At 60.7% G+C, this 19,435-nt stretch carries 15 protein-coding genes; 9 read left to right on the forward strand and 6 right to left on the reverse strand.

Going from position 1 to position 19,435, the window contains the following annotated elements; all coding sequences use genetic code 11:
- Positions 1 to 86: 86 nt before the first annotated feature.
- Complete coding sequence (locus AC13QE_RS28455; protein ID WP_488486234.1) at positions 87 to 794, reverse strand: DUF1045 domain-containing protein; 708 nt, start codon at positions 792 to 794, stop codon at positions 87 to 89.
- A gap of 103 nt (positions 795 to 897) precedes the next feature.
- Entirely contained in the window at positions 898 to 2,082 is a 1,185-nt protein-coding gene (locus AC13QE_RS28460; protein ID WP_488486235.1) for an NAD(P)/FAD-dependent oxidoreductase, read from the reverse strand.
- On the opposite strand from AC13QE_RS28460, the gene mnmC2 reads away from it, so the two are divergent.
- A complete protein-coding gene (mnmC2, locus tag AC13QE_RS28465) occupies positions 2,081 to 2,815 on the forward strand; it encodes a tRNA (5-methylaminomethyl-2-thiouridine)(34)-methyltransferase MnmC2 (protein WP_488486236.1) in 735 nt (244 codons plus the stop codon). The two genes, AC13QE_RS28460 and mnmC2, sit on opposite strands and share 2 nt — an antisense overlap.
- Before the next feature lie 45 nt (positions 2,816 to 2,860).
- On the opposite strand, the gene AC13QE_RS28470 is transcribed toward mnmC2, so the two are convergent.
- Positions 2,861 to 3,790, reverse strand: a complete 930-nt coding sequence (locus tag AC13QE_RS28470) for an AraC family transcriptional regulator (protein WP_488486273.1) — start codon at positions 3,788 to 3,790, stop codon at positions 2,861 to 2,863.
- An 82-nt stretch (positions 3,791 to 3,872) separates the two neighbouring features.
- Here AC13QE_RS28470 and AC13QE_RS28475 point away from each other — a divergent pair, with 82 nt between their 5' ends.
- Entirely contained in the window at positions 3,873 to 4,700 is an 828-nt protein-coding gene (locus AC13QE_RS28475; protein WP_488486237.1) for an oxidoreductase, read from the forward strand.
- Between the two features lie 56 nt (positions 4,701 to 4,756).
- Here AC13QE_RS28475 and AC13QE_RS28480 read toward each other — a convergent pair whose 3' ends face one another.
- Positions 4,757 to 7,570, reverse strand: coding sequence for a response regulator (locus AC13QE_RS28480; RefSeq protein ID WP_488486238.1), 2,814 nt, complete (start codon positions 7,568 to 7,570; stop codon positions 4,757 to 4,759).
- 217 nt (positions 7,571 to 7,787) lie between these two features.
- On the opposite strand from AC13QE_RS28480, the gene AC13QE_RS28485 reads away from it, so the two are divergent.
- From AC13QE_RS28485 to AC13QE_RS28500, 4 genes are all read left to right on the forward strand, one after another.
- Positions 7,788 to 9,374: a trimethylamine methyltransferase family protein gene (locus tag AC13QE_RS28485; protein WP_488486239.1), complete on the forward strand. Its 1,587-nt coding sequence runs from the start codon at positions 7,788 to 7,790 to the stop codon at positions 9,372 to 9,374.
- A 147-nt stretch (positions 9,375 to 9,521) separates the two neighbouring features.
- Positions 9,522 to 9,836, forward strand: coding sequence for a hypothetical protein (locus tag AC13QE_RS28490; protein ID WP_132717238.1), 315 nt, complete (start codon positions 9,522 to 9,524; stop codon positions 9,834 to 9,836).
- 478 nt (positions 9,837 to 10,314) lie between these two features.
- Positions 10,315 to 11,955 (forward strand): DEAD/DEAH box helicase, encoded by a 1,641-nt coding sequence (locus tag AC13QE_RS28495; RefSeq protein ID WP_488486240.1) that lies wholly within the window; start codon positions 10,315 to 10,317, stop codon positions 11,953 to 11,955.
- Positions 11,956 to 12,189: 234 nt separating this feature from the next.
- A complete protein-coding gene (locus AC13QE_RS28500; protein WP_488486274.1) occupies positions 12,190 to 13,098 on the forward strand; it encodes a DMT family transporter in 909 nt (302 codons plus the stop codon).
- A gap of 3 nt (positions 13,099 to 13,101) precedes the next feature.
- Here the strand turns inward: AC13QE_RS28500 and AC13QE_RS28505 are convergent, their stop codons facing one another.
- On the reverse strand, positions 13,102 to 13,995 hold the full coding sequence (locus AC13QE_RS28505) for a DMT family transporter (RefSeq protein WP_488486241.1): 894 nt from the start codon (positions 13,993 to 13,995) through the stop codon (positions 13,102 to 13,104).
- Between the two features lie 397 nt (positions 13,996 to 14,392).
- On the opposite strand from AC13QE_RS28505, the gene AC13QE_RS28510 reads away from it, so the two are divergent.
- From AC13QE_RS28510 to AC13QE_RS28520, 3 genes are read left to right on the forward strand one after another with little or no spacing between them, the layout of a single operon-like run.
- Positions 14,393 to 15,802: a circularly permuted type 2 ATP-grasp protein gene (locus AC13QE_RS28510; RefSeq protein ID WP_132717242.1), complete on the forward strand. Its 1,410-nt coding sequence runs from the start codon at positions 14,393 to 14,395 to the stop codon at positions 15,800 to 15,802.
- A 6-nt stretch (positions 15,803 to 15,808) separates the two neighbouring features.
- Positions 15,809 to 16,750, forward strand: a complete 942-nt coding sequence (locus tag AC13QE_RS28515) for an alpha-E domain-containing protein (protein WP_488486242.1) — start codon at positions 15,809 to 15,811, stop codon at positions 16,748 to 16,750.
- A 12-nt stretch (positions 16,751 to 16,762) separates the two neighbouring features.
- Complete coding sequence (locus AC13QE_RS28520; RefSeq protein WP_132717244.1) at positions 16,763 to 17,581, forward strand: transglutaminase-like domain-containing protein; 819 nt, start codon at positions 16,763 to 16,765, stop codon at positions 17,579 to 17,581.
- Positions 17,582 to 17,646: 65 nt separating this feature from the next.
- Here the strand turns inward: AC13QE_RS28520 and araD are convergent, their stop codons facing one another.
- Entirely contained in the window at positions 17,647 to 19,392 is a 1,746-nt protein-coding gene (gene araD / locus AC13QE_RS28525) for an L-arabinonate dehydratase (protein WP_488486243.1), read from the reverse strand.
- Positions 19,393 to 19,435: the final 43 nt, after the last annotated feature.

Here is a 19,435-nt window from a genome sequence, read left to right on the forward strand (position 1 = left end):
CATCCACGCCGCGAAAGTCGAGACGGAAAGTGGGAAAATCACTTTCGCTTCAAAGCGGGGTATTGGCGTGAACACCATCCGCTAATCTAGGCGATCTTGCGGGCACTGACCTTTCCCATAGGATGCAGCGAGTGCACCCGGAAGGGGCCGCCGGCACCTTCTTCCATCATGAGCGCGATGTTGGAAACGGGGATGGGCGCAGCCAAGGCAGGCTCGAAGAAATCGCGCAGCGCACGCTCGATGCGCGCCATGTCGGCGGGGCTTACCGTACCCGTCAGCATCATCTGGAAACGGAACTCGTCCATGACGTGCGGATGCCCCCAGCGATGCAGATTGGCAAATTGCGTCGCCGACAGGCCATCCGGATCGATGCGCTCTATTTCGGCTTCGCTCAAAGGAGCCCGGTATTGATCGAAGGTCTGCACCAGCGATGCCGCCAGGAAATGCATCTGCTGGCTTGGCGCGGAGGGAACGAGGCCCAGCGCGCTGCCGAGCCGCGCGACTTCAAGCCTCGGGATTTCGAAGGGCGCGACCGTGCCCGAGAACCGCATCAGATCGCGCAGCAGCCCCGCCTCGGACATATCCTCGGCCAACCGGAACGGCGCCTTTAAAATTCCCATGAACCCATAGCGGCGCGGAACCGCGGTGTAGAAGGCGATCTCATGGATACCAAGCCCACGGACCGCCGGCGGATCGACCATCTCGCCGGAATAGACGTTGCGGCCGAGCCAATTCGCCGCCACAAGCGTCAGCGGATCGCTCGCAGACGGTGTGAAGCAAATGGCATACCGCATAAAATTCCTCCAGGGCGTAACGTCAGGCAGACCGAACCGGCACCGATGGCCAAGGAGATAGGTGATTTGCGTGACAGATTAACGACCCGAAAGAGGCTTGAATTCACGTTTTATGTGATATGACTGAAATATGACTCGCTAAAGTGAAACTCTGCGGCAAGTTGAAGCGACCGGGTGCGCCCACCGCCTCACGCACCGCCGCCTCCGCAAGCCTATGCGCCAGCCCAAAGCTCACCTTGAAGCCACCAGTCAGGGCAATCAGCGAGGGATGATCGGGATGCGCACCCACCATCGGATCGCGATCCACAGCCTTAGGACGCAGGGCGGCCCAACGCTCGACGACGTCCGCGCCAGCCAGCACCGGCACCATGATGCGCGCCGCAGTAAGCAAGTTATCGAGCTGCTCGTCCGTCGATAAGGGATCGTCAAATCGGTTCTCGCTCGTACTGCCGACCGCGACCAATCCATTCTCATGCGGAACGATGTAGAGACCATCGCGGAAGATAACAGGCATGTCGCCGTCGACATCAGCCTTCAGCATCGCCGCCTGCCCTTTGACCGGTTGGCCGAGCGAGGCTTTGCGTCCCACCGTCAATTCATCAAGGATCGGAAACGAGCGAAAGCCGGCAGAAAGGATGCAACGGCCGAAACGAATGTCGCCATCGCTTGAACGTACAATGCCCCGCTCCGGTTCGATACTCTCGACGGTAACGCCCTCGCAAAGCCGGACATGTCGTGCCGCGGCCAGAAACCTCCACATGACCTCTAGAAACGCGCGCGGCGCGACGCGGGCCGCCAGCGTATCGTGGACAAATCCGTTTTCGGCAAGGGACGGCTCGATCCAGCCTTCGACGGGCGCCGCATCCAGCACATGCCAGTGAAACTGCCGATCCCCATGCCGCCAATGCGTTTCCGCATCATGGGAATGGCCAAGGGCGATCTGCCTCAGATGCGGCTTCGGCAGCGGAATCAACCGGCCGGCACGGCGATAACCGGCTGAAAGGCCGGTCTCCGCTTCCAGGGCCGAGATCTCTTCCTCGAGTGCGACAAGCGCATCGAACTGAAACTGCTTCTTCTCGGACCATTTATCCGGCATGTGCGGCATCAGCGCGCCAAGCAGGCCACCGCTCGCCCCCTGCCCGAGACGGCCCGCTTCGACAAGCGTTGCCCGGATACCAAGGCGCTCGGCATGAACGGCCGCCCACAGGCCCATGATCCCACCACCGACAATCAGCAGATCGACGAACGATTGACCGGCAGGTCTTGGAGGATTATCCGCTCTTTCCATGACAGATCCAGTTTCCGATCGGACCAAGGCGTCCGAAACCAATGTGGCAAGCCCGGAGCTCGAATGGCGCGACGGCGATATGCCCTATTCGACCGCATTTGGCGACCATTTTTATTGCCAGACCGACGGCCGGCTGGAATGCGGTCACGTCTTCCTGGCCGGCAATGGACTGCCTGCCCGCTGGCACGGACAGCGAGATTTCCTTATCGGCGAACTCGGCTTCGGCACCGGCCTGAACTTCTGCGAGACCTGGCGCCAGTGGCGGCAGAAGGCTGCCCCTGGTTCGAACCTGCACTTCATGTCCTTCGAACTCTATCCGATGCGGGCCGAGGAAATCGACCGTGCCTTGTCGCACTGGCCCGAAATCGACAGCGAGCGCCAGGCGCTTGCCGCCGCGTGGCCGGACAACCCGCAGGGTGTCGTGTCGCTGAGGCTAGATGCGCATACGCGCCTCAGCGTCATCTGCGGTCCGGCTCTCGAAGGTGTCAGCCGCGCCGAACAGGGCTTTGACGCCTGGTATCTCGACGGTTTCGCGCCCTCCCGCAATGCCGACATGTGGTCGCCGGAATTGATGCAGGCACTCCACGACAAGACGGTTCCGAACGGTACCTTCGCCACCTATGCAGCGGCTGGCTTCGTGCGACGAAACCTGCAGGCGGCAGGATTTGTGGTGGAGCGACGCCAAGGCTTTGCCGGCAAGCGCGAAATGCTCTGCGGCATCAAGCCCGCCTGAGGCCGGAGCCGATGTACCGCGCCAGGCGGCAACCATCTCGAGGATTCAGATCAGCTCGCCAAGATGCTGGCGAACCCACTTGGCCTCTTCCGAGGCCGTCCGCCGGAAGTGCCGTTTGAAATCCCGGCTGAACTGGGCAGCACTGGCATAGCCGACCGATGCCGCCACTTCCGCAATCGTTTTGTCGTGACGCGCGATCATCAACCGCGCCTCATGCAGCCGCATTGCCTTCAGATATTGCATCGGACTGCTGCCCGTCAGGGCTTTGAAATGGACGTGATAGGAGGGAACGCTCATCCCCGCCTCACGCGCCAGCGCGGCAACCGAAATCTCGGAACTGTAGGTATCGCGCAATCGGGCCAGACTTCGCACGATCTTCCCGGAAATGCCCTGCTGTTGAAGAGCTGAGATCATCGCTCCGCCTTGCGGGCCGACCAGAACCCGGTAGTGCAGCTCGCGCAGGATGCCTGTTCCCAGAACCGCAAGCTCGACAGGATCGCTGAGCGCCCGCAGCAAACGCAGCAAGACATCCTCGATCATCGGCTCCATTCTGCTCGATATCAGGCTTCTCACTTTGCCGGTCGCTGCTCCGGACTGTCTCGCCCCCACGTCCGAGGCGATCTCCGCAGCGAGAAGCATGTCGAACTCGAGATAAACGGCAAGCAAAGGGCGTTCTACGCTGGCTGACGATTCCATCCGGAACGGAACGGGCACCGACACGGCCAGATAATGCTCCTCATCGTAGAGATAGACCTCGCCTTCAAGCACGCCCTGCTTTCGGCCCTGCAGGACGAAGACCGCGCCAGGTTTGTAGAGCACGGGAACATCATGAAGGGTCGCTTCGGTCCTGAGAATGCGGACACCGGCAAGTGCCGTTGGATTGTATCCCTGGCCGGGCGCAAGAAGGCCTGCCAGCTCTACCAACTCCCGGCGCTTTGAACCCTCATCGCTCCGTTTCATAGGATTTGGCAAGATATCCATAGCTTTTGCAATCGCCCGCGATGATTTCGAAGATTATCTGTCATAGGCATCAAGCAATCAAGACGAGATATCGATCATGTTACAGAAGACTTTTTTCATCACTGGAGCGAATTCGGGCTTCGGCTTCGCAATTGCGGCCGCCGCGATCCGGAATGGCCACAAGGTTATTGGCACCATCCGCTCGGAACAGTCGCGGGCAGCCCTCGCGGAACGCTTGCCGGCAGTACAGCCCATCCTATGCGACGTGACGGAATTTGACCGCATAGCCGACGTCGTTCGACAGACGGAAGAAGACCATGGACCGGTCGACGTGCTGATCAACAACGCCGGCTACGGCCACGAGGGAATTCTTGAAGAGTCGCCTCTCGAGGAGATGCGCCACCAGTTCGACGTGAACGTCTTCGGCGCCGTTGCGGTCGCAAGGGCCTTCCTGCCGCGCTTCCGCGAAAGGCGCAGCGGCTTCATCGTCAACGTCACTTCCATGGGCGGCATGATCACCATGCCCGGCATCGCCTATTATTGCGGAAGCAAATTTGCGCTTCAGGGTATCTCGGAGGTCATGCGAGCAGAAATGGCGCCATTCGGCGTTCGAGTGACCGCCCTCTGCCCCGGCTCCTTCCGGACCGACTGGGCCGGGCGCTCGATGGTCCGGACCGAACGATCAATCGCGGATTATGACGCGCTGTTCGATCCGATCCGGCAGGCGCGGCAATCCAAAAGCGGTAAGCAGCTCGGCGATCCTGACAAGCTCGCAGATGCCGTTCTGGGCTTGATCGAGTCCGACACGCCTCCACCGCAGCTCCTGCTGGGCAGCGATGCTCTTGGACTTGTATCGGACAGGATCGAGCGCCTCAAGCAGGAGATCGAAGCCTGGAAGGCCGTTACCGTTTCCACCGATGGCTGATGCCTGCGACGGTTGCGCCGCATTCAGCCATGCGCTCAAGTCTAAAGATCGGAACCCTAGTTCTTGGACCGATCCTCCCGGAAACCGATATCACCGAGATATTGCTGGATCTTCGTCTCAAGGAGTTCGGGGCTGATCGGCTTGGATATGCAATCGTCCATGCCCGACTGCATGCACATCATGCGATCGACATCCAGGGCCTGCGCGGTCACCCCGACGATGGGAACATGCCATCCCTGCCCGGCCTGCGTCTCGAACTGCCGGATCGTGCGGGTCGCCTGATGACCATTCATGACCGGCATGGACACATCCATGAGGATCAGCGACGGCCGGAGCTGACGCCATGCGTCCACGGCCGCCTGGCCATTCTCCACGACGAGAAACCGCAGGCCAGTTGCCTGCAGGATCTGCGTGAAGACGATCTGGTTCACCTCATTATCCTCAGCGACGAGGACGTCGATGGCATTGCCTGACTTGGCCGACGTCATCCGATCGGTGGCTTCGATCGCGGCTGCGGCTTCCGTCTCTATCGGTAGCCGACGTTCAACCGGGGCCAATCGCTCCCCCAGTTTCTTCCGCCGCGACGCGCGCACGACATCGATGATCGTGCCGCGCAGCACATTGGCTCTCACAGGCTTCATAAGATGTGCCTGGCCGTTGACGGCGGCGAATTCCCTATCGCTACCGGCGACGCCCATCGACGTCAGGAACACGATCGGCAGCGTGTCGAAACGCGGATCGGCGCGCAATGCGCTCGCGATCTGATAGCCATTCATGCCTGATATGCTGTAGTCGACGATAATCGCATCGACCGACACGCCCATATCGAAGGCAGCTTCCAGAATGGCGAGCGCGGTCCTGCCATCCTCGGCGACATGCCCGTCGAAACCCCATTGCATCAACTGTTCGCTCAAGATGCGCCGATGGATCGCGTCGTCTTCCACGATCAGAACGCGGGCATCCCTGACATTGGTCGGCAGCTCCGCGACTTTGCCGCGCGCGGCAACCAGCGGCATCGGCAGATGGACGGTGAAAGCCGATCCCTTGCCCCATTCGCTCTCTACCGACAGCGAACCGCCGAACAGATCGACGAGGCCAGCCGTGATGGCGAGACCAAGACCCGAGCCCTCAAGCCGCCGCGCAAAGGACGAATCCACCAATGAGAATTTGTCGAAGATCGTATCGAGCTTTTCTTCCGGAATGCCGATTCCGGTGTCTTCGACGCGCAGCATGAGCAATATATTGTCGTCTGCTTCCGGCCGGCTATCCAGTTCGACCAGCACATGACCTCGCTCCGTGAACTTGATCGCGTTGCCGACGAGATTGGTCACGATCTGCCGAAAGCGGCCGGCATCGCCGAGTATCGCCGCCGGCACGCCGGGAGCGATACGCGCCATCAGCTCGATATTCTTTTCCGATGCCGCGGCAGCCAACAAGGTCACGATATCCTCGACGGCCTCGGCGGGATCGAATGCCATCTTGCGCAGATGCATTTCGCCGGTATCGATGCGGGAAAAATCGAGAATGTCGTTGATGATGGTCAGCAGCGCATTGCCCGACTTGACGATGATATCGACGAAGGTCTTCTGCCTCGCATCGAGATCGGTCTTGCCAAGCAGTTCCGCCATGCCGAGAACGCCGTTCATCGGCGTGCGGATTTCATGGCTCATATGGGTCAGAAACTCGGATTTCGCCCGGTCCGCAGCATTGCTGCGCGCCAGGAGCAGCTGCAAATCCGCCTCCCGTTCCTTCATCTCGGTGACATCGGTCAGCGCCACGGTCCAACGACGATGCTCGCCGAGGGCGGCATCAAGCCGCATCCAGCGGTCGCCCTTGATCTGGAATACGCAGGAGATCGGCTTGCCGGCAGCAATGCTTTCCCCCCAGGACGCCCGCAAAGCCTCGGCATCCTCACCGAAGTCTCCGCGTTGCGCGCAATAATCGAAGGCCGCGGACCAGTTTTTACCGACCTCGAGGAAATCGGCTGGCAGCTTCAACATATCCTTCAGCCGGTCGTTGGCCAGCATGATCGTACCGTCCTGAACGATCAGCAGGCCTTGGGACATGGCCTGCATGGCATCGGCCATGAGTTCGCCGAGGCGTTCCAGCGCCAGCCGGGCTTCGGTGATCTCGCGGAATTGCTGCTTGACGGCGGAGATGTCCGTATAAGACATCAGCGTCCGCCCATTGGCGATGCGGCGCGCATCGATGATGACGGATTTGCCGTCGGCAAAATTCACTTCCGTCTGCAGATGCTCGCCCGCCTTGCGCAGTGCCGCCAGGCGCGCCTGATAGATATCGTCAAGGCTGCGGCCGTCGGAGCCGAAGCGCGCCAGATCATAGTGTTTGGCGATGAGATCCCGATAGGGACGGCCTTCGAAGCGCTCATCCTTCGAGAATTCGAAAATGTCGTAGAAGGCGTCATTCACGTATTCGACGACGTAGTCGCTGTCGTAGATCAGAACACCGATCGGCATAGAGCGAAGAATATTGTCGAGATCCTGATGCAGTCTCCTCGCAGGCGCATCCAGAAACACACCGAAAATATAGACGCGGTCTTCCGAAGGGGAAAAACTCTCGATCTGGATGCGCGATCGCTCGCGACCCGATGCGTCGAAGCACAGTGCCACCTCTTCCGAACCGAAGACCAGTGCCCGGCGCTCCCTGTCTTCCCTGTCGGCGCTCTCGCCCATATCGAGAAGATCGTGACTGCGATTGCCGATGAAATCGGAGATATCGTGCCCGAAGAACCGCGCATAGGCATCGTTGACGGCGACGTAACGAAGCTCGCTGTTCTTGATGTAGGCGGGCCTGTCCAGACTGGCGATCCGGCGGCACGCTATGTCGAGCAGTTCACCGTCCAAAGTCAAACGGAGCCTCTCTTTTCACCGCGCATGATAGTTCATGGAACGACGCTCTAGCACAATTGGCTTTAACAAGGCGTTAACCATGTTTAAACCACCGCGCCGACGTCGCGTTCAGACCATGCACTGTCCTATAACGGTCATGCCTTGGTCGCAAACGACGACGGCATACCGGGGGAAACTCTGCCAAGAATCCGTCGACGGATCATTGGGAGCGAGCGCCATGAGCGACGAAGAAAGCCTGACCTTGAACGAAGCACAGATCGCAACGGCAACGGGCGAACGGCGGCGGCGGGCTGGAGGACGTGGAGCCGAGCGCAGCCGCAAACCGAGCGGCACGAAATACCTCAACCTCGTCAACAATCTCGCTCGCACGGAACTGCTGTCGCCCGAAGCGCTCGACGATATCCACGAGGCGTCGCTGACCATTCTCGAAGAGATCGGCATGGATATCATCCTGCCGGAAGCGCGCGAGCGCATGAAGGCTGCCGGCGCGGACGTTACGCCCGGCAGGGAACGCGTTCGTTTCGACCGCAACATGATCATGGAGCTGATCGCTTCGATCCCCTCGAACTTCACGCTGCACGCCCGAAATCCCCTTAGAAACGTTGAAATCGGGGGCCGCAATCTCGTCTTCGCGCAGGTTGCCTCCGCCCCCTTCGTCGCCGACCGCGACGGCGGCAGGAGAGCCGGCAATCAGGAGGACTTCCGCAAGCTTATCAAGCTCGCCCAGTCCTTCGACGTCATCCATATGACCGGTGGCTACCCGGTCGAACCTATCGACATCCATGCCTCTGTACGCCATCTCGATTGCCTTTCCGACATCGTGAAGCTCACCGACAAGGCCTTTCATTGCTATTCGCTCGGCCAGCAGCGCAATCTCGATGCCATCGAGATCGCCCGCATCGGCCGCGGCATCACAATGGAACAGATGGAGCGCGAGCCCTCGCTCTTTACCATCATCAACTCCTCCTCGCCGCTGCGTCTCGACGGGCCGATGCTGCAGGGGATCATCGAAATGTCCTCGCGCGGTCAGGTGGTCGTGGTGACGCCGTTCACGCTGGCGGGCGCCATGGCGCCGGTGACGATCGCCGGCGCGCTGGTGCAGCAGAATGCCGAGGCGCTCTGCGGCCTCGCCTTCACCCAGATGGTGCGCAAGGGCGCACCGGTCATGTATGGCGGCTTCACCTCGAATGTCGACATGAAGACGGGCGCCCCCGCCTTCGGCACGCCGGAATATATGAAGGCTGTCATCGCGGGCGGCCAGCTCGCCCGCCGCTACGGCATCCCCTACCGCACTTCGAACACCAACGCCTCCAACACGCTCGATGCGCAGGCCGCCTACGAATCGGCGCTGTCATTATGGGCATTGACCCAGGGCGGCGGCAATTTCGTGCTGCATGCGGCCGGCTGGAGCGAGGGCGGGCTGACCGCCTCCTTCGAGAAATTCATCCTTGATGTCGACATGCTGCAGATGGTCGCGGAATTCCTGAAGCCGCTCGATGTCAGCGCCGACGCCCTGGCGCTGGATGCCGTGCGCGATGTCGGCCCCGGCGGCCACTATTTCGGCACGGCGCACACGCTCGCCCGCTACGAAACCGCCTTCTATTCGCCGATCCTGTCGGACTGGCGAAACAACGAGACATGGACGGAAGCCGGGAGCCCTACGACTTACGATCACGCCAACCGCGTCTATAAGGAAACGCTTGAGCGTTATGAACGGCCCCCACTCGATCCGGCAATCGAGGAAGAACTCGATGCATTTGTCGCGAAGCGCAAGGCAGAGGGCGGCGTCCCTACAGATTTCTGATTGAAAATCAAAGGCTTTACGCCTCAAATCATGAACGAAATTTAATGTCGCGAACCTGTTTTTGGCCGCGACTTCGCCCCCTTTCCTGCACAACGTCAAACTCGGCTTAGGCTAGGAGCCAGCCTGTGTTTTGGGAAAGGGATGTCAATGTCTGTGCTTCGCACATTAACGACGGCCGGTTTGATCGCGCTGACGCTTGGCAGCGCCGCCACCGCAACCGCCACTACCGCCAACGCGTCCGACCGCGGGGCCTTCTTCGGCGGTCTTGCCGCCGGTGTTGTGGGCGGCGCCTTGATCGCCGGGGCTGCGCGGCCCGCCTACCCGGCTTATTATCCGGCATATCCGGCCTACTACGACGGCCCAGCCTACGAGCGCGTCTATGTACGCCCCTACCCCAGCTGCTACTGGGCATGGCGTCACGATGGCTGGGGCCGTCCTTATCGTGTCGAGGTTTGCCGCTAGAGCAATTCCAGGAAAAGCGCGCGGCGGTTTTCCGTCCGGAATTGCGAGAAAACAAAGAGATAGAGCCATTTCGCGATTCGAAGAAAAGCGAAATGGCTCTAGGATCAGCAATCTCTGCATTGAGCGCATGCGCCCACATCAGATCTCGGATGCCGCCGGATTTCGGCGGCATTTTTGTATGCCTGGTGAAAAGCTTTCGCTTACACCTCTTGACATTCCTCGCATTTAAGACCAAATGCGCCTCAGCTTTCACCTTCCGGCCGCCGCGTGAGCGTGCCCTGCGGGACAATCTGTACGCAAGAGAAGGACAAAAGCGCTTTTATGAATGAGGCCGCGCCAAGCGCTGCGGCCGATGCGCTGGGAAAGCTATTTCCAACTTACAAGTTCCCACTTCACGCGGGGTTCTTGACGCCAGAGACAGACCGGACCGCATGGTGCGATCCGGCCTATTTGCTTTGGCGCCCCGAAAGGTATTGAATTGACCGATTTTCACTCGCTTGGTCTCTCCAAGCAGATCGTCGATACACTGTCGCAGAACAACTTTGCGACGCCAACGCCCATCCAGGCTCAAGCCATCCCGCTCGTTCTCCAGGGCCGTGATCTCATCGGCCTCGCCCAGACCGGCACCGGCAAGACGGCCGCTTTCGGCCTGCCGATCATCGAGATGCTGCTGAAGGAAGCCAAGCGACCCGACAACCGCACCGTCCGCACGCTGATCCTCGCTCCGACCCGCGAACTGGTAAACCAGATCGCTGATAACCTCCGTCTCTTCATGCGCAAGACGCAGCTGCGGATCAACCTCGTGGTCGGCGGCGCGTCGATCAACAAACAGCAGCTTCAACTCGAGCGCGGCACCGATATTCTGGTCGCAACGCCCGGCCGCCTCCTCGATCTCATCAACCGCCGCGCCCTCTCGCTAGGCCATGTCACCCACCTCGTCCTCGACGAAGCCGACCAGATGCTCGATCTCGGCTTCATCCACGACCTGCGCAAGATCGCCAAGATGGTTCCGGCCAAGCGCCAGACCCTACTCTTCTCGGCCACCATGCCGAAGGCGATCGCTGACCTCGCATCCGATTACCTGACCAATCCGGTCAAGGTCGAAGTCTCGCCTCCGGGCAAGGCGGCCGACAAGGTGGAGCAATATGTCCACTTCGTTGCCGGCCAGAACCACAAGACCGAAATCCTCAAGGAAACGATCTCGGCCAATCCGGATGGCCGCGCCATCGTCTTCCTGCGCACCAAGCACGGCGCCGAGAAGCTGATGAAGCACCTCGATCACGTTGGCTTTGCCGCTGCCTCCATTCACGGCAACAAGAGCCAGGGTCAGCGCGAGCGCGCGCTCAAGGGCTTCCGTGATGGCGATGTCCGCGTTCTCGTCGCAACCGACGTCGCCGCCCGCGGCATCGACATCCCCGGCGTTTCGCATGTCTACAACTTCGATCTGCCGGAAGTGCCCGACGCCTACGTTCACCGCATCGGCCGCACCGCCCGTGCCGGCCGCGACGGCATCGCCATCGCCTTCTGTTCGCCCGATGAAATCCGCCTGCTGCGCGACATCGAGCGCCTGATGGGCATCGAAATCGCCGTTGCCAGTGGCGAAGCGCCCGCCGATCGCGGTCGCCCCGTTCGCGGTAAGGGTCGCGGTGGCCAAGGTCAGGGTCAGAGCCGTGGCGCAGGCCAGGGTCGCGCCGAAGGCCGCCCGGCTCGTCCGGCCCGCCGTCCGTTCTTCGACAAGGAAAACGGCGAGGCTCGTGGTGAGGCTGGCGATCGCCAGGATCGCCGCCCGCGCAATGATCGCCCGCAGCGCGAAAACAATCGCAATGCCGATTTCCGTGGCCAGCGTCGCAACGAACCGACGCCGCGTCCGGAACCCGACAACGACCTCGCTTCGACCTCGGACTTCCGTCCCGCTCGCAAGCAGCACAACGGCCAGTCCAACGGCAACGGTGCCGCGCATGAGGGCGGAGCCCATCGCGGCCAACGCCATTCCCATGGCCGTCCCGCAGGCCGCCACAACGAAGAGCGCGGCGCCCAGGGCGAACAGCGCAATGGCGGCAACGGCCGCATGAAGCGTCGTGGCCCAGGCAATGGCGGCCAGCGCCGCGAACGTGCCTGATAGAGTTCAAGGGGGCCGATTGGCCCCCTTTTTTACGCCTCACACATCTACCCAAATGACTACCGATTCAGTCATGAGCGTAAATTCGAAACTTCGAAGCTACCCGACATTCCATTTCGCTTCGCGACCAATGTTTGGATAACTGTTTCCTGCCTGCAGACACTTCCCGGCATAGCTTGGAGCATGTCTGGAGGCTTGGGAGACGGTGCATTGCAAACGACGGCAACACAGCCAATGTCGGCAAGCGACTGGGGGCAGCTCATGCTTCTCGGCGCGCTGTGGGGCGGATCATTCTTCTTTGCCCGTGTTGCAGTCGCAGAAATCCCGCCGCTGGCGCTGGTCCTCTATAGGGTTTCGATTGCCGCGCTTGTCCTGCATCTCTGGTTGCGCCTGCGCAACATTTCCTTTGCGCCCGCCATTGCAAGATCAGCTTCGTTCCTGGGGCTGGCGCTGCTTAACAACATCATCCCGTTTTCGCTGATATTCAGCGGTCAAACGGAGATCGGAGCGGGTCTTGCCTCGGTGCTCTATGCGACCACGCCCCTGTGGACGGTCCTGGTCGCAAATCTGCTGACGAAAGACGAAAAGCTTTCCGCCAGCAAACTTGCGGGCGTGGCTCTCGGGATTGGCGGCGCCGCCATCATGATCGGCCCAGGGCTCCTCGCCAATCTCGGCGGACCAACATGGGCAAAGCTTGCGGTCATCGGAGCGGCAATTTCCTATGCGTTTGCAGCCGTTTTCGCGAAGCGATTTCGGGATATGAAGCCGGTCATTGTCGCGACCGGCCAACTGAGTGCCTCGACCATCGTTATGATGCCGACCGTCCTTCTTCTCTACAATCCGAGTGAGATCGTAAGTACGAATATCTCGATCTGGTTGTCCATCGGCACTCTCGCAATCTTGACGACTGCCTTCGCCTTCATTCTCTACTTCAATCTCATCGCCTCTGCCGGGGCGACAAATGCGTCGCTGGTGACACTGCTCGTGCCGGCAAGCGCAATCATCTTGAGTACAGCATTCCTTGGAGAGCGTCTGGAACCTTACGAGTTCCTCGGGTTGGCCCTGATCGTCTCTAGCCTGGTGGTTGTCGATGGCAGGCTTCTGCGATGGCGGCAACGGATCGATGCCCACAAGAAGCCATAGAGCCTATTCCGGCACGACTTCCGCCTGACGCCGGTTGGTGAGATAAACACCGATCACCACAATTACCGTGCCAACGATAATCGGCAATGTCAGCGGCTCGCCGAAGGCGATGGCAGCCTCGATGGCGACGGCAGGCGGCATCAGATAGATCAGCGATGCGGCGCGCGACACCTGTCCGCGGCGGATGAGATAGAGCAGCAGACCGACGGCGCCCATGGACAGGCCGAAGACCGACCAGAGCAGTGACAGGATCGCCGTCTGGGTGCCGTCGAAGCGCAGGCCTTCGAAAATGAAGGCGAGCGGCACGGTGACGATCAGCGCGCCGACATATTGCAAGGTCGCAATGGTTCTGAGGTCGCCGGTCTGCAGGTGCCGCTTCTGGTAGAGCGTACCGTAAGTCACAGAAACCATAGCCAACAGATTGACGACGAGTGGCACCGCCGATTGCCAGAGATTGGCCGTATCCGTCGCTAGAAGTTTCGGCGAGATCGCGATGGCAATGCCGAGGAAGCCGAGCAGCAGGCCGACCTTCTGGATCGGCCGCAGCCGCTCACCGACGAGAAGCGGTGCGGTCATGGCGGTCATCAGCGGCTGCAGCGCCGCAATGATCCCGGAAATGCCGGCCGGCACGCCCTCGGCAATCGCCCACCAAAGCCCCGCCAGATAAATGCCATGTAGGAAAATCCCGGAATAGATGGCCCGGAACACGCTCGTCCAGTCACGCGGCCACCTAGCCCGAGCGATCGAACAGAGCAGCACGAAGGCAAGCGCCGACAGGCTGTGGCGAATCATCAGGAAGGTGAAAGGGCCTGCATGCTGCGAGGCATATTTGGCGACGATCCAGCCGGTGGACCAGAGGAGGACGAAAATCGCCGGCGCGAGTTTATCGAGGGACATGAAAATCGGACCGATATATTTGGCGCTTCGGATCCGGAATCCTGATCGGCTCGGGGTGTCGCGCGGAGGGGTTGAAGGCTGATAGCCGATGGCGGTGGCGCGGTCAAAATCGATCTGCTGAACACAGCAATCAATTTTTCTTCACGTCCGGCAAGCTACCGCCCTGGCTTCAGAAGCCTCAGCCACTACCCAGGCGCTCAGTCCGCAAAAGAAGCAGATGCTTAAATTTTGATCCGAACATTGCGACAAGAGCCGGCAGGCAACAGCGCCATTACTCTTAAATGCCTGTAAATCCGGCATTTTTCGATATTCAGAAATTCGCTATGGCAACTGCGCATAGTTCTTGCATTGTAAAAACCGTTGTATTCAAATGGGTAAAAACACGGGGACCGCACCTTTGGCATTTGATGAAATGATTACTGCGGATGAAAGTCCGCGCGCGCCTTACGAGAAATACTTCGAGTGGTACTCAGGCCAGGACAGGGGCCATCTCATTGCCAAATCCCGCGATGCGGAAACCATCTTCCGAAAAACGGGCATTACCTTCGCGGTCTACGGACACGCAGACTCCTCCGAAAAGCTCATTCCCTTCGACATCATCCCCCGCATCATATCAGGCCGCGAATGGCGCAAGCTCGCCCAGGGCATCGAACAGCGGGTCGTCGCCCTCAACGCCTTCCTCGACGACATCTACCACAAGCAGGAAATCATCCGCGCCGGCCGCATCCCGCGCGAGCTGATCGAAAAGAACGACGCCTTCCTGCCTGAAATGATCGGCTTTCGTCCGCCGGGCGGTGTCTACACCCATATCGTCGGCACCGACATCGTGCGCACCGGCGAAGACCAGTTCTATGTGCTCGAGGACAATGCCCGCACGCCTTCCGGCGTCAGCTACATGCTGGAAAACCGCGAAACGATGATGCAGATGTTCCCCGAACTGTTTCACCAGAACAAGGTGCAGCGCGTCGAGGACTATCCGCTGCTGCTACGCCAGAGCCTGGCATCGCTCGCCCCTCCCGGATGCAAGGGCAAGCCGCGCGTCGCCGTGCTGACGCCGGGCATCTATAACTCCGCCTATTACGAGCATTCTTTCCTCGCCGACATGATGGGCGTGGAGCTCGTGGAAGGCTCCGATCTGCGCGTCATCGACGGCAAGGTGAAGATGCGCACGACACGTGGCTACGAGGCGATCGACGTGCTCTACCGCCGCGTCGATGACGATTTCCTCGATCCCCTCACCTTCCGCCCGGATTCCGCGCTCGGTATTCCCGGCATTATGGATGTCTACCGCGCCGGCAACATCACCATCGCCAATGCGCCCGGCACCGGCATTTCCGACGACAAAGCGATCTATTCCTACATGCCTGAAATCGTCGAATTCTACACCGGCCGCAAGCCGATCCTCGAGAACGTGCCGACCTGGCGCTGTTCGGAGCCCGACAGCCTGCAATATGTGCTCGATAATCTTGCCGATCTCGTCGTCAAGGAAGTTCACGGCTCCGGCGGCTATGGCATGCTCGTCGGACCGACGGCCACGAAGAAGGAGCGGACGGCCTTTGCCGAGAAACTCAAGAGCAAGCCGAACAACTACATCGCGCAGCCGACCCTTTCGCTCTCGACCGTGCCGATCCTGGTCAACAAGGGCATTGCGCCAAGGCATGTCGATTTGCGGCCCTATGTCCTCGTCTCCGACAAGGTGCGGATCATCCCAGGCGGGCTGACCCGCGTGGCGCTGAAGGAAGGCTCGCTGGTGGTCAACTCCAGCCAGGGCGGCGGCACCAAAGACACCTGGGTTCTGGAGGACTGATCGGACATGCTGGGAAGAACCGCGAATGGCCTCTACTGGATGTTCCGTTACATCGAGCGCGCCGAAAACATAGCCCGCCTGGTCGATGCCGGCCAGCGCATGTCGCTGACCCGCAGCGACGCCGTCGATGATGACTGGGACGGTGTCCTGCAAAGCGCCGGAGTGCGCGAAGCCTACGATGAGGTGCACAACAAGCTGACCGGGACCGACGCGATCGATTATCTGATGCGCGACCGCTCCAATCCGTCGAGCGTCATGTCCTGCATCGAATATGGCCGCAACAATGCCCGCATGGTGCGCACGGCGCTGACCCGCGACACCTGGGAGGCGACCAACGAATGCTGGATCGAGCTGAAGTCGCTGCTCGGCAGGAAGCTGAAGACGGCAGAGCTGCCCGAGACGATCGACGTCATCAAGCGGCGCGCCGGATTGATCCGCGGCGCCTTCCACGGCTCGATGCTGCGCAACGAGCTCTATAACTTTGCCCGCATCGGCACCTTCATCGAGCGCGCCGACAACACGGCCCGCATCCTCGACGTGAAGTATTACGTCCTGCTGCCGTCCGTCTCGCATGTCGGCTCTTCGCTCGACAATGCGCAATGGGAGTCGATCCTCAGATCGGTTTCCGCGCACCGGGCCTATAAATGGGCTTACGATCCCGAATATAAGCCGGCCAACATTGCCGACTTCCTGATCCTCAACGGGCAAATGCCGCGCTCGCTTGCCTATTGCTATGAGAAGATCGTCAGCAATATCGGCTATCTCAGCGCCGAACATGAAAAACGGTTGCCGGCGCACGATACCGCGGAGGCCATCCGCCAGTCGCTGCAGAAGCTGACGATCAAGCGCATCATGGACCAGGGCCTGCATGAGTTCCTCGAGGATTTCGTAGCCCACAACAACAAGCTGGGCGCCGAGATCTCCGACGGCTACCGGTTCTACGAATAGGCGGGCGATATCATGAGACTGACGATCAGCCATATCACGGAATATCGCTACGACGAGCCAGCGCAGTTTTCCCTGCAACGGCTTCACCTGACGCCGCTGACGGGCGTGGGACAGACGGTTATCGACTGGAAGCTTTCGGTCGAAGGGGCCAAGCCGGAAGTGGAATATGACGACCAGTTCGGCAATCGCGCCACGCTGGTTTCCCTCGACGGGCAGCAGGACGCAACAAAGATCATTGCCTCAGGCGAAGTCGAGACGCAGGACCTCAACGGCGTCGTCGGGCCGCATGAGGGCTTCAGCCCGCTCTGGCTCTTTCTGCGGGACTCGCCGCGCACTAAGGCGGGCAAGCTGACGAAGGAACTGCTGCGCAGCGTTTCAGGCGACAACGAACTCGGCAAGATGCATGCGCTGATGAAAGCGATCCACGAGACCGTGGAATACAAGCCAGGCACCAGCAATACCGAGACAACGGCGGAACAGGCATTGGAGGCAAAGAGCGGAGTCTGCCAGGACCATGCGCACATCTTTCTAGCCGGCGCCCGTGCATTGCAGATCCCTGCCCGTTACGTTTCCGGCTACCTGATGATGGAAGGCAAGAACGAGCAGGCTGCTACCCATGCCTGGGCAGAGGCGCATATTGCCGGCCTCGGCTGGGTCGGCTTCGATCCGGCCAATGACGTCTGCCCCGACGCCCGCTACGTCCGCATCGCGACCGGCCTCTGCTATCGCGACGCCGCTCCCGTGTCCGGCATGCGGATCGGCACGCCGGGCGAAACCCTTATGGTCAAGGTATCGGTGGCAAGCCAGGGGCAGAGTCAGAGCCAGAGTTAGCGGCTCACAGAAGAAAAAGGGCGGAGCTTTCGCCCCGCCCCCTTTCTTAATTCAAAACACCAATCTCAATGGCTGTCGCGGTTGTTCGGAATTTCCGAGCCGCGCGGGCCGACGAGGAAGTCGAGGTCGGCGCCGGTGTCGGCCTGCATGACCGACTTCACGTAAAGACCGCCATAGCCGCCGGTGAGCGGCTTGACCGGAGAAACCCAGGCGGCGCGGCGCTTCGCCAGTTCCTCATCCGACACTTCGAGTTGGATGGTGCGGGCGGGAACGTCGACGGCGATGATGTCGCCGTTCTGGACCAGCGCCAGCGGGCCACCATCGGCAGCTTCCGGAGCCGTGTGCAGGATGACGGTGCCGTAAGCGGTGCCGGACATGCGCGCATCGGAAATGCGGATCATGTCGGTGATGCCCTTCTTCAGCACCTTCGGCGGCAGGCCCATGTTGCCGACTTCGGCCATGCCCGGATAACCCTTCGGGCCGCAGTACTTCAGCACCATGACGCAGTTCTCGTCGATGTCGAGATCGTCACGGTTGATACGGGCGTGATAGTCCTCGATGCTTTCGAAAACTACGGCGCGGCCCTTGTGCTGCATCAGATGCGGCGAAGCGGCCGAAGGCTTCAGGACAGCGCCCTTCGGTGCGAGATTGCCGCGCAGAACGGCGATACCGCCCGACTGCGTCAGCGCCTTTTCGCGCGGGACGATAACGTCGTCATTGTAGTTTACGACATCCTTGACGCCTGCCCAGATCGTGTCGCCCGTGACCGTCATGGCGTCCTTGTGGAGCAGGCCCATTTCGCCGACTGCCTTGATGACGACGGGCAGACCGCCGGCATAGTAGAACTCTTCCATCAGATGCTTGCCCGAAGGCTGCAGGTTGACGATGGTTGGCACTTCGCGGCCCAGACGATCCCAATCGTCAAGCGACAGGTCGACGCCGACGCGGCCCGCGAGCGCGAGGAGGTGCAGAACGGCGTTGGTCGAGCCGCCGACGGCGCCGTTGACGCGGATCGCGTTTTCGAAGGCTTCCTTGGTCAGGATGTCCGATGGTTTCAGGTCTTCCTTGACCATGTCGACGATACGGCGGCCGGAAAGTTGCGAGATAACACGACGGCGCGCATCGACAGCCGGGATCGCGGCATTGCCGGGCAAGGTCATGCCGAGCGCTTCGGCCATAGACGCCATGGTCGAGGCTGTACCCATGGTCATGCAGCTGCCGGCCGAGCGGGCCATGCCCTGCTCCGCATCCATGAATTCATCCAGCGACATCTCGCCGGACTTCACCATTTCCGAGAACTGCCAGATCGCCGTGCCGGAGCCGACATCCTTACCGCGCCACTTGCCATTCAGCATCGGCCCGCCGGAAACGAGGATGACCGGAATGTCGACGGAAGCCGCGCCCATCAACAGGCTCGGCGTGGTCTTGTCGCAGCCGCCGAGCAGCACGACGCCATCGACCGGATTGCCGCGGATCGCTTCTTCCACGTCCATGGCAGCGAGGTTGCGGAACATCATGGCCGTCGGGCGCAGCGTGCTTTCGCCGACGGAGAAGACCGGGAATTCCACGGGGAAACCGCCCGCCTCGTAGACACCGCGCTTCACACGCTCTGCAAGATCGCGCAGATGCGCGTTGCAGGGCGTCAGTTCCGACCAGGTGTTACAGATACCGATGATCGGACGGCCGTCGAACGTATCGGCCGGCAGGCCCTGGTTCTTCATCCAGGAGCGATGCATGATCGCATTCTTGCCGGTGCCGCCGAACCAATCGTAGGAGCGCAGCTTGCGCGGCCATTCAGCTTTCTTTTTCATGTCTCAGTACCCTTTGCGTCGCCCAGGCCGCCTCGTTCGCGCC

This window comes from Martinezella sp. CNPSo 3957 (assembly GCF_057784395.1).